Here is a 16,857-nt window from a genome sequence, read left to right on the forward strand (position 1 = left end):
ACATTATCCCCTTTTTATTGGTAGGACAGTTTGATGGGACATCGTTTAAGTAAGATCTATACTCGCACTGGCGACTCAGGTACAACAGGGCTTGGAGATGGTTCACGAGTAGCCAAAGATGATTTGCGTATTACAGCCTTGGGTGATGTTGACGAACTGAATGCAACGATTGGTGTACTTCGTGCTCAGATCACAGCTAGCCAAATAGAAAGCAAAGCCCAATGGGACAAAAGCTTAAGTCTTATTCAACACTGGCTATTCGATTTAGGCGGTGAGGTTTGTATTCCAAACTATCATTTACTCCAACCGATTTGTATTGAATTCCTTGAAAATGAAATTGATCAAATGAACGAATCGCTGCCGATGCTCAAAGAGTTTATTTTACCTTCAGGTAGTCTGGCATGTAGCTATGCACATCAGGCACGTGCTGTATGTCGTCGTGCTGAACGTGCATTAATGTCAGTACACAGTCGTGATCAAAATATTCAAGCAACGGCTTTACAGCTATTGAATCGTCTATCAGACTGGTTATTTGTTGCTTCCCGTGCTTTGCAACGTGCAGAAGGCGGTAGCGAAGTACTCTGGCAAAAAAACATTAATGACAGCATTGAACAAGCATAATTATTTCTAAGGTGAGTCGAAATGCGAATCATTGGTCATCGTGGTGCACGAGGCGAAGCCCCTGAAAATACACTAGGTGGATTTCGCTATCTACATGGATTGGGGATACGTGCAGTCGAGTTTGACGTACGTCAACTCAAAGATAGGCAACTGGTAGTTATTCATGATGATGATTTTGTGCGTACCACAGGTCGAGCACAACATGTTGAAAGCTGCGATTTATCTGAAGCTCAACAATTCGATCATCGCCATCAATGGCAGCATTGGACATTTGAAGAATACACCCCAAGTTTGCCACATGTATTAGAATGCCTAACAGATTTTGACCACATCGAAGTGGAAATCAAAGCAGTCGCGGATGAAGCTGCTGCCGAACGCCTGATCGAGCAATTACATCATGATTTAAAAGGTTTTGAGACTTCAGCAACGATCACTAGCTTTGATGTCAAAATTTTAGCTGCCTTACAACACATTCGTAGTCACTATAAACGCGGTTTGTTGGTTGAAATCCCGATTGGTGAATATGCCATTGAACTTGCTCAACAATATGAATGTCAGCAAATAGGTTGGAAAGACCAGCTTGCCACTGATGAGATCATCAAACTCACCCAGCATGCGAATTTAAAAACCAGTGTTTGGACTGTGAATGACATTGATCGAGCAAAACATCTTCAACAACTCGGTATAGAGGGGTTGATTACAGATGTTCCTCAACTCATGCTGCAACACCTCAAACTGTAAAAAAAGACGACTTAAGTCGTCTTTATCTTTGGCGTTGGGCTTGAATTAGGCGCTGACCTTTTTCATCTAACAAATATAAATTCGTCCCATCAAACTGAAACTTTTTCACACGCTGCATGGAGTCCATTAAATCAGCTTCTTGGGCCAAAGCCTTGTCACAACTATTGTGTCCAGCCATCACATCAAAATCTAATCTGCGTTGCGCAAAGTTATACGTATAACGACCATATAGGTTATTACACCCTGTATGACCAGAGACCAGATTTGTTGCAGAATTAAGAGCGAAATTTGGATATTGATTAAAGAATAATGCCCTTTTGTTATGAATGTGAGTAATTTGCCACGTCACATCTTGCACGCCATCGGTACTCTTGCGAACTTGTAGCGTTGGAAGTTGATTCACACGTTTTGGCTGCAAGGTTTTAGACTGGGTCGTTTGTGGTTGGCTTTGACAAGCCGAAATCACAAGAACTGTCGATATGATTAAACTTTTGTTAAAAAATGCCTTCAAATAAGAAATGATATTTTTCACGGTAATTTGCTCAGACATTGATTTAGTTCACCTTTTAATTCATTGACCATATTCACAAATGAATTCTGTTACTGTTCTTTCGATACAACTGTACAATAATACTAGTGCTTATGAATCTGGGCATGCTAATATCAGTGATAAAATAGCAATATATCGTCATGATTGGTTTTGCTATCTCGTTTAGTTTTATTATCTTGTGCAAACAAGATTATTAGGAGCGCTGACGGATATGAATTCCGCCCCACTCAAGAAAGCACCCATTAATTGGATTGCAATTTTTGCATTGGTATTTTTACCAATCGTTGCGCTAATTACGGTTCCAATCTATAGCTACCATCATGACTTCAGTATGGGCGCATGGATTAGCATGTTCTTTTTACTGGCTGTAAGCAGTTTAGGTATTACCGCTGGCTACCACCGTTTATGGGCACACCGTGCTTATGAAGCAGCTTTACCTCTTAAAATCTTACTTATGATTGCTGGTACTTTTGCGGTTCAAAACAGTATTTTGTTTTGGGCTTCAGGTCATCGTACTCATCACCGCCATGTTGATGATGTCGATCAAGATCCTTATTCGATCAATAACGGTTTTTGGTATGCACACATGGGTTGGATGTTGCGTAACTACCCTGCGGCTGAACCAAACTATAAAAATGCACCTGACTTGTTAAATGACAAGCTCGTCATGTTCCAACATAAATATTATGTTCCATTAGTGATCGCAGTGCATGCAGGTCTTCTATTACCAATCGGTTGGCTTGTTGGCGATGTTTGGGGCGTATTATTACTTGGTGGTTTAATTCGTTTATTCATTAGCCATCACGTTACCTTCTTCATCAACTCTCTTTGTCATATGTGGGGCAAACGTCCATATACTGACGAAAACACAGCACGTGACAATTTCATTTTAGCGATTCTCACTTGGGGTGAGGGTTACCATAATTATCACCATATTTTCCAATACGATTACCGTAACGGCGTGAAATGGTGGCAATATGATCCAACTAAATGGTTAATTTGGACAAGCTCTAAACTTGGTTTAGCCAAAAACTTACGCCGCATTCCTAGCTTCAACATCCAAAAAGCTGAACTTGCGATGAAGTTTAAATATGCTGAACAAGACCTTGCGATTTATGGTCATGATGTCAATACAGATATTGCTCAGATGAAACAACGTATTGCTCAAGAATATGAAGCATTTACCAATACCTTAAATGATTGGGCTAAATTGAAAGAGCAAGAACTTCAAACTAAAAAAGCGGCTATGGCTGAAAAGATTCATCAAATGGATCATAAGCTTAAAGTTGATTTCCAACTGCTTGAGCATCGTCTTGCTCATCACCGCGAATGCTTAGAAACTTTAGTTCGAAATATCAAAAAAGCACCTGTTTCAGAGTAATCAATTTACTCAATCAAAATGGTCTCTCGATGAGGCCATTTTTTATGCCTATAACCAATTCGCCTATTCAAACCTATATTTGATATAGTGATTACTCAGCCCATCTCTTGACCTTATTTTTATGCAATTTAATCCCCGTTACAATTCACTGAATCCTAAGCTCTATCACCAGCAACAACCAAGTCCTTTACGTGGTGCAAAAGCAGGTCACTTTAATGAGGCTCTGGCAGATGAATTACTTTGGAATGCAGATGATAAATCTAACTGGGTTAAAATTTGCAGCGGTCAAAAAACCTTCAGCGACTTTCCACCTTTAGCCATGGTTTATGCGGGTCATCAGTTTGGTCAATGGGCAGGACAATTGGGTGATGGTCGAGGATTATTGATTGGACAAATACTCAATAAGCATGGCGAAACTATCGATTTACACTTAAAAGGTGCTGGGTCTACTCCCTACTCGCGTATGGGTGATGGTCGTGCTGTTCTTCGCTCGGTAATTCGAGAGTATCTTGCGGGTCATGCACTCAATGCACTTGGTGTAGCTTCAAGTCATGCGGTAGGTTTCACTACCTCTACGCAAGGCGTACAACGTGAAACTTTAGAGCTTGGTGCAATGTTATTACGCACTTCGGATTGTCATATTCGTCTCGGTCATTTTGAATGGATCAATCAATACGCACCTGAATTATTAACCGATTTCACTGTAAAATGTATCGAATGGCATTATCCAGAATGCCTACAATCAGAGGATCCAATACTCGCATTTGCTCAAAGCGTGATTGAGCGTACTGCTATCATGATCGCGAAATGGCAATTGGTGGGCTTTGCTCATGGTGTGATGAATACTGATAATCTCAATATCACAGGTTCAACTTTAGATTTCGGTCCATATGGGTTTATGGAACGTTTCCGTCCGAATTGGATCAATAACCACTCAGATTATCAGGGGCGTTATACCTATCAGAATCAACCAAGCATTGGACACTGGAATCTGTGGACGTGGTTAAATAATCTGATTCCGCTAGCCAAACCCGAACAAAAAGAACAGTTCAAACTGGATTTGGCAAAATGTTTAGAACAGTTTGAGCCAGCTTTTTTAGAGCATTATGGTCAAGGCTTGTGCCAAAAAATGGGACTACCACATTTCCATATAGATAGCTTGGATTGCAGTTTTGCATTCTTACGAATATTACAAACTGAACAACTGGACTATACGCAAAGTTTTATTCGCCTTCAGGACAAGCAATATAAAGCTCTTCGTGATGATTGTTTAGATATCCGTCAGTTTGATAGCTTTCTCCAACAGTATCAAACAATTCGAGAACATCAGGATACGGATGAATTAGATGCTGTAATGAAACAAGTGAATCCTCAATACATTTTGCGTAATCACATGGCTCAAAAAGCCATTGAACAAGCGGAACGTGGAGACTTTAGTGAAGTTGATCGTTTATTCAAGTTGCTAAATCAACCCTACACACGACAACTAGACTTAGAAACTGAACAAGATACTGCCCCACTTCCAAGTGATGTACCTGAAATATCAGTAAGTTGTTCATCATAGAAGATATTGTATGAAATTAGGGCTGGCTATTGGATTTGCATTACTGGTTATTTTGTTAGGATTAGCTTTTTATAAATATGAAAAGTTTATTCCTAACTTAGCTCCTGCTCACCCAGCCCTTTCAGCTCAAGAAATAGAAGAGATTAATAAAACAAAGCCTGTAACCACAATAGAAGTTTTTAAACAACAAAGGCAACTGAAACTCAAACACCATGATCAAGTCATTCGAAGCTATCCGATCCGCTTAGGCTTCAATCCGATGGGGCATAAACAATTTGAAGGTGATGGTAAAACACCAGAAGGCACTTATACAATCGACTGGCGCAATCCTCAAAGTGCTTATTATAAATCTTTGCATATCTCCTATCCAAATCCGAATGATCTCGCTTATGCAAAGCAACGGCAAAAGTCAGCTGGTGGTGATGTGATGATTCATGGCACTGTTCCTACTCCTGTAAGATCATTCCCTGCGAGTTCCACTTATATGCCTCGTAAAGACTGGACTTTAGGATGTATTGCAGTGACAAATGCTGATATGGATGAAATTTGGCAACTTGTTAAAAATGGCACGCAAATAATTATTCATCCATAATTGAATCAAGCCCATTGAAGTTGTGTTAGAGATAAATATTGTGATTAAACTGGACAAGGCTTAGTCACAGCATAAGTTCATCATCTAGATTTATATCCCCTAGCACTTAAAAAATCAGCATAAGCTTTTGTAAATTAATAAAATACGCTTAATACTAGACCGTTCATTGATTCTCTAAGTACTTTATCAGTAGATTATTTCTGCAAAATCATTATCAAACTATCCACATTTTCTGTGGATAATACTGTGGTTATCCACAGGATAAAATTAAAGCCTCATTTTTCTTATTAGATTTATCTCTTTGTGAAAGAATTCTACACATCCAAACACCCCAATAAAGTTATGTAAAAAAATAAGCTCTCAATCAAATTCGTTGTTAGTCTTTTAAGTCTTAGGCCTAAGATAGTAAAATTTGTATAAAATTCAAACAACACAATATAATCTCTTCCCAAGATTTGGTGGTTTTAAATTTTGGATCAGCACTCAGCTTTAGTGACTAGAATTCATGGTGAATTTAGCATATACATTTAGATTGAAATGAAACATAGCGACTTAGGTTTAAAACAATAAACTACACATGATTAGGATTAGTTTTCAGATGCCTTTCAACACACTTACCAAAATACTATTTGCTTTTGCACTTTCCAGTTCGTGTCTGCTGCATGCCGCCCCTTCATTTGACGAAGATACACAAATCATTTCAAGATCACCTCTTGGCGTTTGGATGCTAAAACAAGACTTAAACCAGCCTAAACTCAACTGTGCTATTCGATTTATTTCTACTAAAGATACTGAAAACAGTTTTTCTATTTTTGGTGCTACAAAAAAAACTTCACATGCAACGATCCTATTTCAAGGTAAAAGCATTCCTACCACGCATACAGCAGAAGAGATGCGAGTCGAACTCCGACAGCAAGATTTAGCTGCGACACCCCTAAAAGCTCAACTTTTGCCAAGTTCAAGTACAGGTATGCTTGCAGTTAACACAGGAGATATTCAGCAAACGCTTAAATCTATGCGTGATCAAGAAAAAAACCTACAATTAAAATTGAACAATGCCACGATTTACACACTTGACTATGATGGTTTAGCTCAAGCACGAACAGCGATGCAGGATTGTCTCTCGGGTAAACCGGTCAAAATAAAATCACTGAAACAAGCAACAGCTGAAATTCGCCCTGTTGGTAATTCAACGATCGCAGGACAAGCATTTTACAAAGGTGCAATTCTTGCAAAAAAACAATATCCACCCAAAGGAACACAAGCCGTTGGTTTAATCTGGATGACAGATGAATTTAAAGCATGGTATGAAAAAGTTAAACGTGATCAAAAGCTACCAACTCATATCCCAGAATCTATTCTCAAACATTTCATGTCTACGCGTATCTTAGATGATCAAGGACGTTTTAAATTTACCAACTTACCTGCTGGTGAATACATTCTCATTGCAAATTTTTCTTATGAAAAAAATGTTAGCCATACTGAAGTTGTTGGGCGAACTGATGTTTATGTGGGGAATCAATATGTCGGCTCAAACGACCAAATTGCTCGCTGGAATTATATTGTGAAAGAAGGGACTTCTTTTGAGAAACCTGTGACCATCCCCAAAGATGGCGATACGATTAATGTAAGTTTAGATAAGTCACAAATCATGTGTTTCTTGGTGTGTTTCTAAAAAAGAAAAGCTAGCCTTATGATCTACATAAGGCTAGCATAAAATTATTCAGGGTATTCAAAACGATAACCAACCCCATAAACGGCTTGTATCCACTCATGACGATTACCTGTATCAGCAGCTTCTGTGATTTTGCGACGAAGGTTTTTGATATGACTATCAATTACTCTATCCGCGACATCAAAACTGTCAGGATTGATGTGATCTAAAAGCTGCGCACGTGAATAGACTTGTCCTAAATGCTCTAAAAACAATTCTAATAAACGGAACTCTGTTGGCGTTAGCGTCAGCGCTTTTTGTTGATACCAAATTCGTTGCTGAGCTTTATCAATACGGAATAAATCATTCTGTTCAGGCTCAGCTTTTCGCTCTAAGCGACGTAACACGGCTTGCACTCGCGCAACTAACTCTTTCGGACTAAATGGCTTACAAATATAGTCATCAGCCCCCATATTCAGCCCCAACACACGATCGATTTCTTCAGTACGTGCAGTAACCATAATAATTGGTAAATCTGATTGCTCACGGACTTTACGACAAATCGTTAATCCATCCATACGTGGCACCATCAAATCTAAAATCATCAGGCTTGGTTTGCGTTGCTGAAATTGAGTATAAGCATCTTGACCATCATGAAACATGCTGACTTCAAAACCAGCAGCCTCTAAATAATCTCGAACCAACTGTGCTAGCTCTACTTCATCTTCAACCAACATAATATGTTTCATGGTCTACATCCTATACATCACATCCTCAGAAATAGAGGAATAAAAAGTTATTTGATTTGTTTTGGAAAAGTCAGAACACAACGCAAACCACCTAATGGTGAATGCTCAAATGTCAGTGAACCACCCAATGCTTGTGCCAATTTACAAGACAAAGCCAAGCCTAAACCCGTCCCTCCCGTACTCCGAGTACGAGAATCATCAACACGATAGAAACGCTCGCCTAAACGCGCTAACTGCTCATCATTCACACCAAATGGGCTGTCATCCACATACAATATCCACTGTTTAGCATTTTGTTGAGTATGAATCTGTATTTTCCCACCTTGTTCGGTATAGCGAACACTATTTCCTAACAAGTTAACAATGATTTGCTTAAATCGATCTCGGTCTAATGAAAGAATCGCTCCTTCGCCAGAAAGTGAAACTTCTAACTGATGCTGTTCAAAAGTTGATTTAAAGTTTTCAACTTCTTGCTGAATAATCTCCCAAGGATTTACATCAGCAAAATAACATTTAAGTTGTTGAGCATCAGCTTGAGCCAAATCAGCTAAATCTTGAGTTAATTTTTTCAAACTAGAGACTTGCAACATCATGGCATTTAAATGCTCTGGTGTTGCCTTACGAATCCCATCCTGCATCGCTTCAATTTGTGCCTGTAATACAGCTAAAGGCGTTTTTAACTCATGCGAAGTATCAGCAACCCATTGACGACGTGACTCTTCATGTTGATGCAAAATATCAGCCAAATGATTCAACTGATTAGATAAATCGCCTAATTCATCATTACGCTTAATCGCTACCTGATGTTGATAGTTACCCTTGGTCAATTCTGAGGTCGCTTTTAATAAGCGCTGGATTGGCTTTTTAAAATAAGTTGCCATCAACAATGCTGCAACCAAACTCGACAATACAGTCAGCACATAAACCAAGAATAAATAACGTTTCTGATTACTAAAGAAATTAATACTTGAGGCATCATCTTGATCAAGCACAGGCTTTAAACCTAAGTAACCCACTACTTGTTGACCTACCAAAATCGGACGGTAAGAGATTTGATCTGTTGCGGGTTCACCAACAACAAATTGATGTTTTGCATCATAAAGAGACAAGCGAGAACTCAGTCCCAACCGATCTGGAATCGAAACAAAACGTTTTTTTCCATTTTGAGTATCATCATTTTGCTTATTAGACTTTTGCTCAGAACTATCTTTTTTTAACTTAAATTGACTTGGACTTAATGGAAATTTTAAACCCTCAAATGGTTGATATTCCGACGGCAGATTTTGCTTGAGAATATTTAGCTCTTCGGTATTAAAAATTTGGCGATTTCTTATTTCCGCATTATTTTGCGATAAGCTTGGAGACATGCTTAATAAAGTATGATCATTAAAGTATCTTTGCTGCAAAGCAATGTCATACTGACGACGCAACCACCACTGTGATAAACGATCATAGTCATCTGGTGCGGCAGTTCCTTCGATTTGTAAAATTTGCGCCTGAATCGCATTCCCCCAATCTTGATAAACGTTATATACATTCCCCAAATTGGCAATCAAACGATCTAACTTTTGCATTTCCACATCGGCAACATATCGAGCAAAGTTCTTTTGCATCGTCCAATGTAAAATCCCCAAACTAATCGTGGCGATCAACAACGTTGTTAACAAGACGGTTAGGAATAAGCGTAAAGCTATAGGAATACGACGGATACTCAAATATATAGTCTCAACATGGATCTACCTTTTGATTGTAACCAACATGTCAGAAAAAAACTCTCCATTGTTTCTTCATCATTATTGTCTAATCTTTAACTCATCAATGAGCAAGTAGTTTACTGGATAAAAAATGAAGAAGACTCAGATTGCAATTTTAAGCACAGTTCTCGGTTCAACACTAGCTTTAGCAGCTTGCCAATCCACTACGCCTGCTGAACAAAATATGAATAGAGATCATCATCGACATCATACAATGCAGCGCCAAAATCTTAGCCCTGAACAGCGTGCCGAGTGGCAAGCTAAGCGTGAGCAGCGTTTAGAACAACGTGAACAAATGCGTCAACATCATCAAGCTCAAAAAGCGAAGATCGAACAAGCATGTCAAGGAAAGCGCATTGGTGAACGCGTGAATATTCAATGGAATAATCGTGTCATCGAAGGTACTTGTGAAGTCCGTTTCAGCCCTGATCAATCACAATTTAAGCGTCAAATGCATCCAACTACTTAACCCTCTTCCTTACGGCGCTTCACAGCGCCTTTTTTTATCAATGCATACGAGACACTTATAAAATCATAACTAATAATTACTCAAGAGTACTGGTTACTTTCATTTTCTAAAAATTAATCTAAAAATAAAAACCTGATGAAAGTCTGCAAAGTTGCGCCATAATAAATCGTGAAAATATTGATTCCGATGATCTCACTTACATTATCATCATTAATTCAGATCAAAATAACCACTACACAGCTGCTTACGATTTTAAACAAGCAGTACAAGTAAAAATTAGAAAAAACACATACAATCTCAGTGCTTATACAGGCAAAATGACAATCTTTGACTTCGCAGTCACTAAGAAATGACCTGTAATAGCTTGTACCAAACTATAACTTGTTGCACGATTAGGGGTACAAAATGGTGCCATTAATTGGGCACATTTATCATTGACTAAGATTATAACTCTGGTTTGACCAGTATTGAGGAACCCGCTATGCCACAATACAAAGCACCCTTACGTGATATGCAGTTCGTATTGCACGAATTATTAAATGCTGAAGCACATTACGCAAAACTGCCTGCATTTCAGGGCACCGTAAGCCGTGAATTGGTTGATCAATATTTAGAAGCAGCGGCAGATTTCTGTGAGAATGAACTTTCTCCTATCAACCAATCAGGCGACCGTGAAGGTTGTACTTGGAATGACGGTGTTGTCACTACGCCTACTGGTTTCAAAGAAGCGTATCAAAAATATATCGAACTTGGTTTCCCATCTCTTTCTGCTGAAGAGCAATATGGCGGTCAAGGTCTACCTGTTTCTCTAGGAAACGTGATTTCTGAAATGGTTGGTACTGCCAACTGGTCTTGGGGTATGTACCCTGGTCTTTCTCATGGTGCGGTACGTACTTTAGAGCATCACGGTTCAGATGAACAAAAAGCAACTTATTTACCCAACCTAGTATCTGGTGTTTGGACAGGTACCATGTGTCTTACTGAATCACATGCAGGTTCTGACTTGGGTATTATCCGCACCAAAGCTGAACCACAAGCAGACGGCAGCTATGCAATCTCTGGCGAGAAAATCTTTATCTCTGCTGGTGAACATGACATGGCAGAGAACATTGTCCATATTGTTCTTGCACGTTTACCAGGAGCACCTAAAGGCACTAAAGGTATCTCGCTGTTTATCGTACCTAAGTTCCATGTCAATGCTGACGGTTCAGTTGGCGAGCGCAATGCTGTACGTTGTGGTTCGATCGAACACAAAATGGGTATCCATGGTAACGCAACTTGTGTGATCAACTTTGATAAAGCAAAAGGTTACTTGATCGGACCAGAAAACCGCGGCCTAAACTGCATGTTCACATTCATGAACACTGCACGTATTGGTACAGCAGTTCAAGGTCTTGCTGCATCTGAAGGTTCTTTCCAAGGTGCTTTAGCATATGCGAAAGATCGTTTAGCAATGCGTGCACTTTCAGGTCCTAAAGCGCCTGAAAAAGAAGCAGATCCAATCATTGTGCATCCTGCGGTACGTAACATGCTGTTGACCCAGAAAGCATTTGCAGAAGGTGGTCGCGCACTAGTATATCTGTTGTCTCTACACGCAGATATCGTTGAACAAGGTGCAACTGAAGAAGATCGTAAATTCTCTGACAACATCTTGTCTTTATTGACGCCAATTGCAAAAGCATTCTTAACTGAAACTGGTTACGAATCTGCAAATCATGGGGTTCAAATCTTTGGTGGCCATGGCTTTATTTCTGAGCACGGTATGGAGCAAATCGTACGTGATACACGTATTGCTTGCTTATACGAAGGTACTACTGAAATCCAAGCACTTGACTTGTTAGGTCGTAAAGTATTGCAAACTCAAGGTGCAATGTTAAAAGACTTCACTAAGATCATCCATAAATTTGTTGAAGCGAACAAAGACAACGCAGCAATGCAAGAATTTGTTGCACCTTTAGCTGCTGCAAACAAAGAGTGGGGCGACATCACGATGCAAATCGGTATGCGCGCAATGCAAAACCCTGATGAAGTTGGTGCAGCTGCGGTTGACTACATGTACTTCTCTGGTTATGTCACACTTGCTTACCTATGGGCACGTATGGCACTTGTTGCTCAGGAGAAACTGGCTGAAGGCTCAACTGATGTTGACTTCTACAATGCGAAAGTAGCGACTGCTCGCTTCTACTTCAAGAAGATTTTGCCACGTGTTCGCTCACATGTAGATGTACTTTCAACTGGTGTTGCGCCATTGTTTGAACTTGATGCGGAACACTTCGCGTTCTAATCATAGATTAGAGTGAGATGCAACGTTCATCACAAAAAAAGGACTGGTCAGTTTTGACCGTCCTTTTTTTGTTTAATCAATGCTAAATTTAGATTATTCATTTATTTGTTCGTTTTATTTGATCACTTTGCACAGAGCCTGTGCCTAGAAGGGAACGATTATGCCAATTTACAATGCTCCTTTAGCAGACATGAAATTCATCTTAAATGATGTATTTAACGCAGAACAATTTTGGCAAGCTAATGAAAAACTTGCTCATGTAGATGCGGCAACGGCTGAAGCTATTTTAGAAGAAATGGCTAAATTTGCGCAGAATGTAACTCATCCTCTTAACCGTACAGGTGATGAAGAAGGCGCTCGTTGGGAAAATGGTGAAGTATTCACTCCAGCTGGTTTCAAAGATGCTTTCCGTCAATATGCCGAAGGTGGTTGGATTGGCTTAGGTGCTGATGAGGAATGGGGCGGTCAGGCAATGCCAAAAATGCTGACTGTTCTTGCTGATGAGATGTTATTCGCAACCAATCCATCATTCTTGCTCTACCCGCTTCTTTCTGTGGGTGCAGGTATGGCATTAAACAGCTATGCATCTCAAGAGCAAAAAGAAACTTATTTACCTAAAATCTACTCTGGCGAATGGTCTGGTACGATGTGCTTAACTGAACCGCATGCAGGTACAGATTTAGGAATTATTAAAACCAAAGCTGAACGTAATGAAGATGGTACTTACAACATCACAGGTACAAAAATCTTTATTACAGGTGGTGATCACGACCTCGCTGAAAACATCATTCACTTAGTTCTTGCAAAAACACCTGATGCTCCTGCTGGTTCACGTGGTATCTCTTTATTTATCGTACCTAAGTATCTTGTAAATGAAGATGGTTCTTTAGGCGAACGTAACTTAGTTGGTGCCGGTTCAATCGAACACAAAATGGGGATCAAAGCGTCTGCGACTTGTGTCATGAACTTTGACGGTGCTAAAGGTTTCCTCGTTGGTAAAGAAAATGAAGGTCTTGCAGCGATGTTCGTCATGATGAACTATGAACGTTTATCGATGGGTATCCAAGGTCTAGGTGCTTCTGAATTTGCTTATCAAAATGCTGCACAATACGCCACTGATCGTTTACAAGGTCGTAGCGCTTCAGGTGTTCAGTCACCAAGCAAACCTGCAGACAGCATTTTAGTTCACGGTGACGTTCGTCGTATGTTACTAAACGTACGTGCTAACAATGAAGCATCACGTGCATTTGCTGTTTATGTCGGTCAACAGCTCGATATTACGAAGTTCTCAACCGATGCTGAAGCTGTTAAAAAAGCCAATGACCGTGTTGCGCTTTTAACACCTATCGCTAAAGCTTATCTAACAGATACAGCATTCCAAGCAACGCTAGATGCACAAATGGTATTTGGCGGTCATGGTTTTATCCGTGAATGGGGTATGGAACAATGTATCCGCGATCTTCGTATTGCTCAAATCTATGAAGGAACGAACGGTGTTCAATCACAAGATTTAATCGGTCGTAAAGTGATTAAGAATGGTGGTGCTTTCATCGCTGAATACATTGCTGAAATTCGTGACTTTGCAAATACATTAGATGCAGATTTGAACTTCATTAAAGATGCAACTTTAGATGCAGCAACTGAAGTAGAAGCGGTTACTCAATTCATCATTGAGCAAGCAGCTGAGAATGTAGAGTTCCCTAACTCTGCTGCTGTAGATTACTTACATGCGGTTGGCTTACTCAGCTTCAGCTACATGTTTGCAAAAATTGCTGCTGCTGCTAAAGATAAGTCAGGTGACTTCTATCAAAACAAACTTGCTTTAGCTCGATACTTTGTGACTCGTATCTTGCCTGAGTTAGAGGCACGCATTAAGAAAGTTGAAGCTGGTTCTGATCTCATCATGAACTTCAGTGAAGACTATTTTACAAATCAATCTTAACTCCAAAGTAAAGTAATGTTAGAAGCTGCCTAAATCATCTGGTTTAGGCAGCTTTTTATGTCAATAATTAAATTTTTGCACAACAATTGCATAATATCTTTATACATTTTTATAGAATATTTAATCTTTATGCCGACTTCAAAAGAGAGACTCGAAAGCATTCAACGCTTATTTGACAGATTTGGTCACTATGCCGTTGAAGCATTCCATTATTTAGCTTTGTTTATTATTGGCTGTATGATCGCGTGGTCAGCAGTTCATACCGTAATTGATATTTTAACCGTCAAAAAATATGCGACGATTGATGATATTTTATTATTATTTATCTACTTAGAGCTTGGCGCTATGGTTGGAATTTACTTCAAAACCAACCATATGCCTGTACGATTTCTGATTTATGTTGCAATCACAGCACTTACACGCTTGCTTATCGCAGATATTCAACATAATCACAAAGCGTCTATGGATCAGGTCATCATCACAGGATCCATTTTGATCTTAGCTTTGGCTATTCTGATTGTCCGTTTTGCTTCATGGAACTACCCCTCTGTGATCCGAGGCAAAGAGCAGGAACAGCAAATTCCAGCAAATAAAACACCTCGACCTCAAGACGATGAGCTTGCATAAAAAAGCAGCCTTACGGCTGCTTTTAAATTCATTAAGTTATGCGATTCGATAAACACGATATTTTGAATCAACCAACACGTATTTTCCTTGTACTTGCATCCAGTTATAACCACGTGGTGGCTGATATAAACGATGATAGCGATAGTTTGAAACCACATAACGTTTACTACGGAATTCCGATGGTAAACGCTCGCCACGTTTAAAGTTTACTCGTTGTCCATAATGGTTTCCACGATCTGCATTTGACCATCGCGGTGGATCTCTATGATCATTTCGGTGGTCATTTCGATCGTAACGCTGCTCATAACGATCTTTATAGTCGTGATGATTGTTCCAACGATTTGAATCTGCCATTGCTGAAGCAGATGCACCAAATAATAAACTTGATACCAACAACATAACTGTCTTTTTCATTGTTTGATCCTCTGTTTTGATCTGAACTCAGATTAAGCAAAACTCTAGGAGAAACCATGAATAAAACGAATGAGATTGCAAAACTTTGTAATCAATACTGAGAAACTATGGAGATATCTCAACCTAAGGTATTAAAGCTCATCGAATAATTTCGATTCTAAAATTATCATCAGTCACTAAAAAATATCTTCCATCGATCATCACCCAATGGCGTCCACGTGGTGGTTTGCGTAAAGAATAATAATCCCAATCTCGGATCACATAACGCTCACTCCGAAACTCACTTGGTAACTCATTTCCGACTACAAATGCCTCTCGGTGATATGTATGTTCAGAGTGAGTCTCAGGATAGTATTCAATACTGACACTTGGGCGATATTGGTAAGAGTAGTGATTATTTTGGTAGGGTTGATAATAATACCCCTTCGGTGGTGCTGTAGGTGTATAACGCTGATTTGAGAACGCAAAAGGATCTTGAGCTGGAGGTTGATAAGTTTGTTGAGATTCATGATATGGACGACGTTCAACTCCTCGATAGCCGCTCCAGTTATTTGCGTAGCTTAAGGCTGGCAAAGCACTGATCGCCAAAGTTAAACTCAAAATTTGAAGTTTATTTTTCCTCATTTCTAGTACCTCAAAATGATTTCTACAATTAGTTTAGTACAGAAAAGCACCAGCACTGTAGTAATAATATTTTTTTCGACAACCAGTAAAATTTATAAGATGGGCTGATGTTGAATGAAGCATAACTTAAGTATGTTAATATCTTTTTTTTAGTATTGGAGTGGTTCAGTGTCTGAAATGAATTTTGATCGTCTTTACGATTTCTTTTCTAAAATTCCAAGCGTGCAAAAGGAAAGAATCATTGCACATGGCACAGACGAGCAACATGCGTGGTGGTTTAAATTTAGTATTAATGTAGAACACGCACTGGCATGGCAAACTGTTCAAGAACTTGGACATGTTCTGAATTACTTATCAACCAACGAGCGCTTACCAACACAATTTTTCCCTGTGTCACCACCACCCTATATGAATGGTGAAGCAAAAGACTTTTTGGCATGGGTCATTCAATGTAACCATCCTGAATTTGATCCCAATACCGTTTGTGATTGGCTTGAAGCACGTTTGCCCAACCCTGTTGAAGATGAAAGCCAGTGGAAAATTCAAACTGATCTAAGTGAATTAGATCAACTTGCTGATAAGGATTTGGATCAATTGATTCCACCTAATCCATAATGAAAAAAGAGGCTATAAGCCACTGCTGTCCCACAAATATCACAAGATGAACCTCAATTGAGGTTCTTCTTGTTTTCGCCATTTTTTATCAGGCACAAAGAGTGACCTTAAAAGTTTCCTTTCAAATAAATTGACCTGAATAATTCTCAGTAAACGCTGAACACTCCATCCTTCTTGTGCCATGTGTTTAGCGAAGTTCACCAGCAAATAGGCAATTAATGCAATCCATATTTGCGTTTGTATCGCATTGCGGCTTCGACCTAGAAATGACTTCAG

Annotated in this window: 16 protein-coding genes and 1 pseudogene; 11 read left to right on the forward strand and 6 right to left on the reverse strand. The window is 39.4% G+C overall.

The window, feature by feature from the left end; all coding sequences use genetic code 11:
- The first annotated feature begins 33 nt into the window (after positions 1 to 33).
- Entirely contained in the window at positions 34 to 621 is a 588-nt protein-coding gene (locus F948_RS11565) for a cob(I)yrinic acid a,c-diamide adenosyltransferase (protein ID WP_004964025.1), read from the forward strand.
- A gap of 21 nt (positions 622 to 642) precedes the next feature.
- Positions 643 to 1,362 (forward strand): glycerophosphodiester phosphodiesterase, encoded by a 720-nt coding sequence (locus F948_RS11570; RefSeq protein WP_004964028.1) that lies wholly within the window; start codon positions 643 to 645, stop codon positions 1,360 to 1,362.
- A gap of 22 nt (positions 1,363 to 1,384) precedes the next feature.
- Here F948_RS11570 and F948_RS11575 read toward each other — a convergent pair whose 3' ends face one another.
- The gene (locus F948_RS11575; protein WP_004964033.1) at positions 1,385 to 1,912 is read right to left on the reverse strand and encodes an META domain-containing protein; all 528 of its coding nucleotides are present in this window, start codon (positions 1,910 to 1,912) and stop codon (positions 1,385 to 1,387) included.
- Positions 1,913 to 2,123: 211 nt separating this feature from the next.
- Between F948_RS11575 and F948_RS11580 the strand changes: the two genes are divergently transcribed.
- From F948_RS11580 to F948_RS11595, 4 genes are all read left to right on the forward strand, one after another.
- Entirely contained in the window at positions 2,124 to 3,293 is a 1,170-nt protein-coding gene (locus F948_RS11580) for an acyl-CoA desaturase (RefSeq protein WP_004908876.1), read from the forward strand.
- Between the two features lie 121 nt (positions 3,294 to 3,414).
- Entirely contained in the window at positions 3,415 to 4,857 is a 1,443-nt protein-coding gene (locus F948_RS11585) for a protein adenylyltransferase SelO (RefSeq protein ID WP_004964036.1), read from the forward strand.
- A gap of 10 nt (positions 4,858 to 4,867) precedes the next feature.
- Entirely contained in the window at positions 4,868 to 5,449 is a 582-nt protein-coding gene (locus tag F948_RS11590; RefSeq protein WP_004964039.1) for a L,D-transpeptidase family protein, read from the forward strand.
- Positions 5,450 to 6,047: 598 nt separating this feature from the next.
- Entirely contained in the window at positions 6,048 to 7,124 is a 1,077-nt protein-coding gene (locus F948_RS11595) for a hypothetical protein (protein WP_004964042.1), read from the forward strand.
- 44 nt (positions 7,125 to 7,168) lie between these two features.
- Here the strand turns inward: F948_RS11595 and F948_RS11600 are convergent, their stop codons facing one another.
- Positions 7,169 to 7,852, reverse strand: coding sequence for a response regulator (locus tag F948_RS11600; protein ID WP_004908887.1), 684 nt, complete (start codon positions 7,850 to 7,852; stop codon positions 7,169 to 7,171).
- A gap of 47 nt (positions 7,853 to 7,899) precedes the next feature.
- Positions 7,900 to 9,567: a sensor histidine kinase efflux regulator BaeS gene (gene baeS, locus F948_RS11605; protein WP_004964046.1), complete on the reverse strand. Its 1,668-nt coding sequence runs from the start codon at positions 9,565 to 9,567 to the stop codon at positions 7,900 to 7,902.
- A gap of 130 nt (positions 9,568 to 9,697) precedes the next feature.
- Here baeS and F948_RS11610 point away from each other — a divergent pair, with 130 nt between their 5' ends.
- From F948_RS11610 to F948_RS11625, 4 genes are all read left to right on the forward strand, one after another.
- Positions 9,698 to 10,075, forward strand: coding sequence for a hypothetical protein (locus F948_RS11610; RefSeq protein ID WP_004908890.1), 378 nt, complete (start codon positions 9,698 to 9,700; stop codon positions 10,073 to 10,075).
- A 481-nt stretch (positions 10,076 to 10,556) separates the two neighbouring features.
- The gene (locus F948_RS11615; RefSeq protein ID WP_004964050.1) at positions 10,557 to 12,359 is read left to right on the forward strand and encodes an acyl-CoA dehydrogenase C-terminal domain-containing protein; all 1,803 of its coding nucleotides are present in this window, start codon (positions 10,557 to 10,559) and stop codon (positions 12,357 to 12,359) included.
- 160 nt (positions 12,360 to 12,519) lie between these two features.
- Positions 12,520 to 14,301: an acyl-CoA dehydrogenase C-terminal domain-containing protein gene (locus F948_RS11620; protein WP_004964053.1), complete on the forward strand. Its 1,782-nt coding sequence runs from the start codon at positions 12,520 to 12,522 to the stop codon at positions 14,299 to 14,301.
- A 129-nt stretch (positions 14,302 to 14,430) separates the two neighbouring features.
- Complete coding sequence (locus F948_RS11625; protein ID WP_004950384.1) at positions 14,431 to 14,928, forward strand: phosphate-starvation-inducible protein PsiE; 498 nt, start codon at positions 14,431 to 14,433, stop codon at positions 14,926 to 14,928.
- Positions 14,929 to 14,964: 36 nt separating this feature from the next.
- Here the strand turns inward: F948_RS11625 and F948_RS11630 are convergent, their stop codons facing one another.
- Positions 14,965 to 15,342: an RcnB family protein gene (locus tag F948_RS11630; RefSeq protein WP_004964056.1), complete on the reverse strand. Its 378-nt coding sequence runs from the start codon at positions 15,340 to 15,342 to the stop codon at positions 14,965 to 14,967.
- A 138-nt stretch (positions 15,343 to 15,480) separates the two neighbouring features.
- Positions 15,481 to 15,966, reverse strand: a complete 486-nt coding sequence (locus F948_RS11635; protein ID WP_004964059.1) for an RcnB family protein — start codon at positions 15,964 to 15,966, stop codon at positions 15,481 to 15,483.
- A 168-nt stretch (positions 15,967 to 16,134) separates the two neighbouring features.
- Here F948_RS11635 and F948_RS11640 point away from each other — a divergent pair, with 168 nt between their 5' ends.
- On the forward strand, positions 16,135 to 16,581 hold the full coding sequence (locus F948_RS11640) for a hypothetical protein (RefSeq protein ID WP_004908900.1): 447 nt from the start codon (positions 16,135 to 16,137) through the stop codon (positions 16,579 to 16,581).
- Positions 16,582 to 16,620: 39 nt separating this feature from the next.
- On the opposite strand, the pseudogene F948_RS11645 reads toward F948_RS11640, so the two are convergent.
- A pseudogene (locus F948_RS11645) lies at positions 16,621 to 16,857 on the reverse strand (IS4 family transposase); the annotation flags it as partial.

The organism is Acinetobacter junii CIP 64.5 (genome assembly GCF_000368765.1).
GTDB classification, from domain to species: Bacteria; Pseudomonadota; Gammaproteobacteria; order Pseudomonadales; family Moraxellaceae; genus Acinetobacter; species Acinetobacter junii.

Excerpts from the sequence above, each read along its gene's own strand:
- F948_RS11565 (WP_004964025.1), top strand. The coding sequence starts at position 34 with ATGGGACATCGTTTAAGTAAGATCTATACTCGCACTGGCGACTCAGGT.
- F948_RS11570 (WP_004964028.1), top strand. The coding sequence starts at position 643 with ATGCGAATCATTGGTCATCGTGGTGCACGAGGCGAAGCCCCTGAAAAT.
- F948_RS11575 (WP_004964033.1), bottom strand. The coding sequence starts at position 1,912 with ATGTCTGAGCAAATTACCGTGAAAAATATCATTTCTTATTTGAAGGCA.
- F948_RS11580 (WP_004908876.1), top strand. The coding sequence starts at position 2,124 with ATGAATTCCGCCCCACTCAAGAAAGCACCCATTAATTGGATTGCAATT.
- F948_RS11585 (WP_004964036.1), top strand. The coding sequence starts at position 3,415 with ATGCAATTTAATCCCCGTTACAATTCACTGAATCCTAAGCTCTATCAC.
- F948_RS11590 (WP_004964039.1), top strand. The coding sequence starts at position 4,868 with ATGAAATTAGGGCTGGCTATTGGATTTGCATTACTGGTTATTTTGTTA.
- F948_RS11595 (WP_004964042.1), top strand. The coding sequence starts at position 6,048 with ATGCCTTTCAACACACTTACCAAAATACTATTTGCTTTTGCACTTTCC.
- F948_RS11600 (WP_004908887.1), bottom strand. The coding sequence starts at position 7,852 with ATGAAACATATTATGTTGGTTGAAGATGAAGTAGAGCTAGCACAGTTG.
- F948_RS11610 (WP_004908890.1), top strand. The coding sequence starts at position 9,698 with ATGAAGAAGACTCAGATTGCAATTTTAAGCACAGTTCTCGGTTCAACA.
- F948_RS11615 (WP_004964050.1), top strand. The coding sequence starts at position 10,557 with ATGCCACAATACAAAGCACCCTTACGTGATATGCAGTTCGTATTGCAC.
- F948_RS11620 (WP_004964053.1), top strand. The coding sequence starts at position 12,520 with ATGCCAATTTACAATGCTCCTTTAGCAGACATGAAATTCATCTTAAAT.
- F948_RS11625 (WP_004950384.1), top strand. The coding sequence starts at position 14,431 with ATGCCGACTTCAAAAGAGAGACTCGAAAGCATTCAACGCTTATTTGAC.
- F948_RS11630 (WP_004964056.1), bottom strand. The coding sequence starts at position 15,342 with ATGAAAAAGACAGTTATGTTGTTGGTATCAAGTTTATTATTTGGTGCA.
- F948_RS11635 (WP_004964059.1), bottom strand. The coding sequence starts at position 15,966 with ATGAGGAAAAATAAACTTCAAATTTTGAGTTTAACTTTGGCGATCAGT.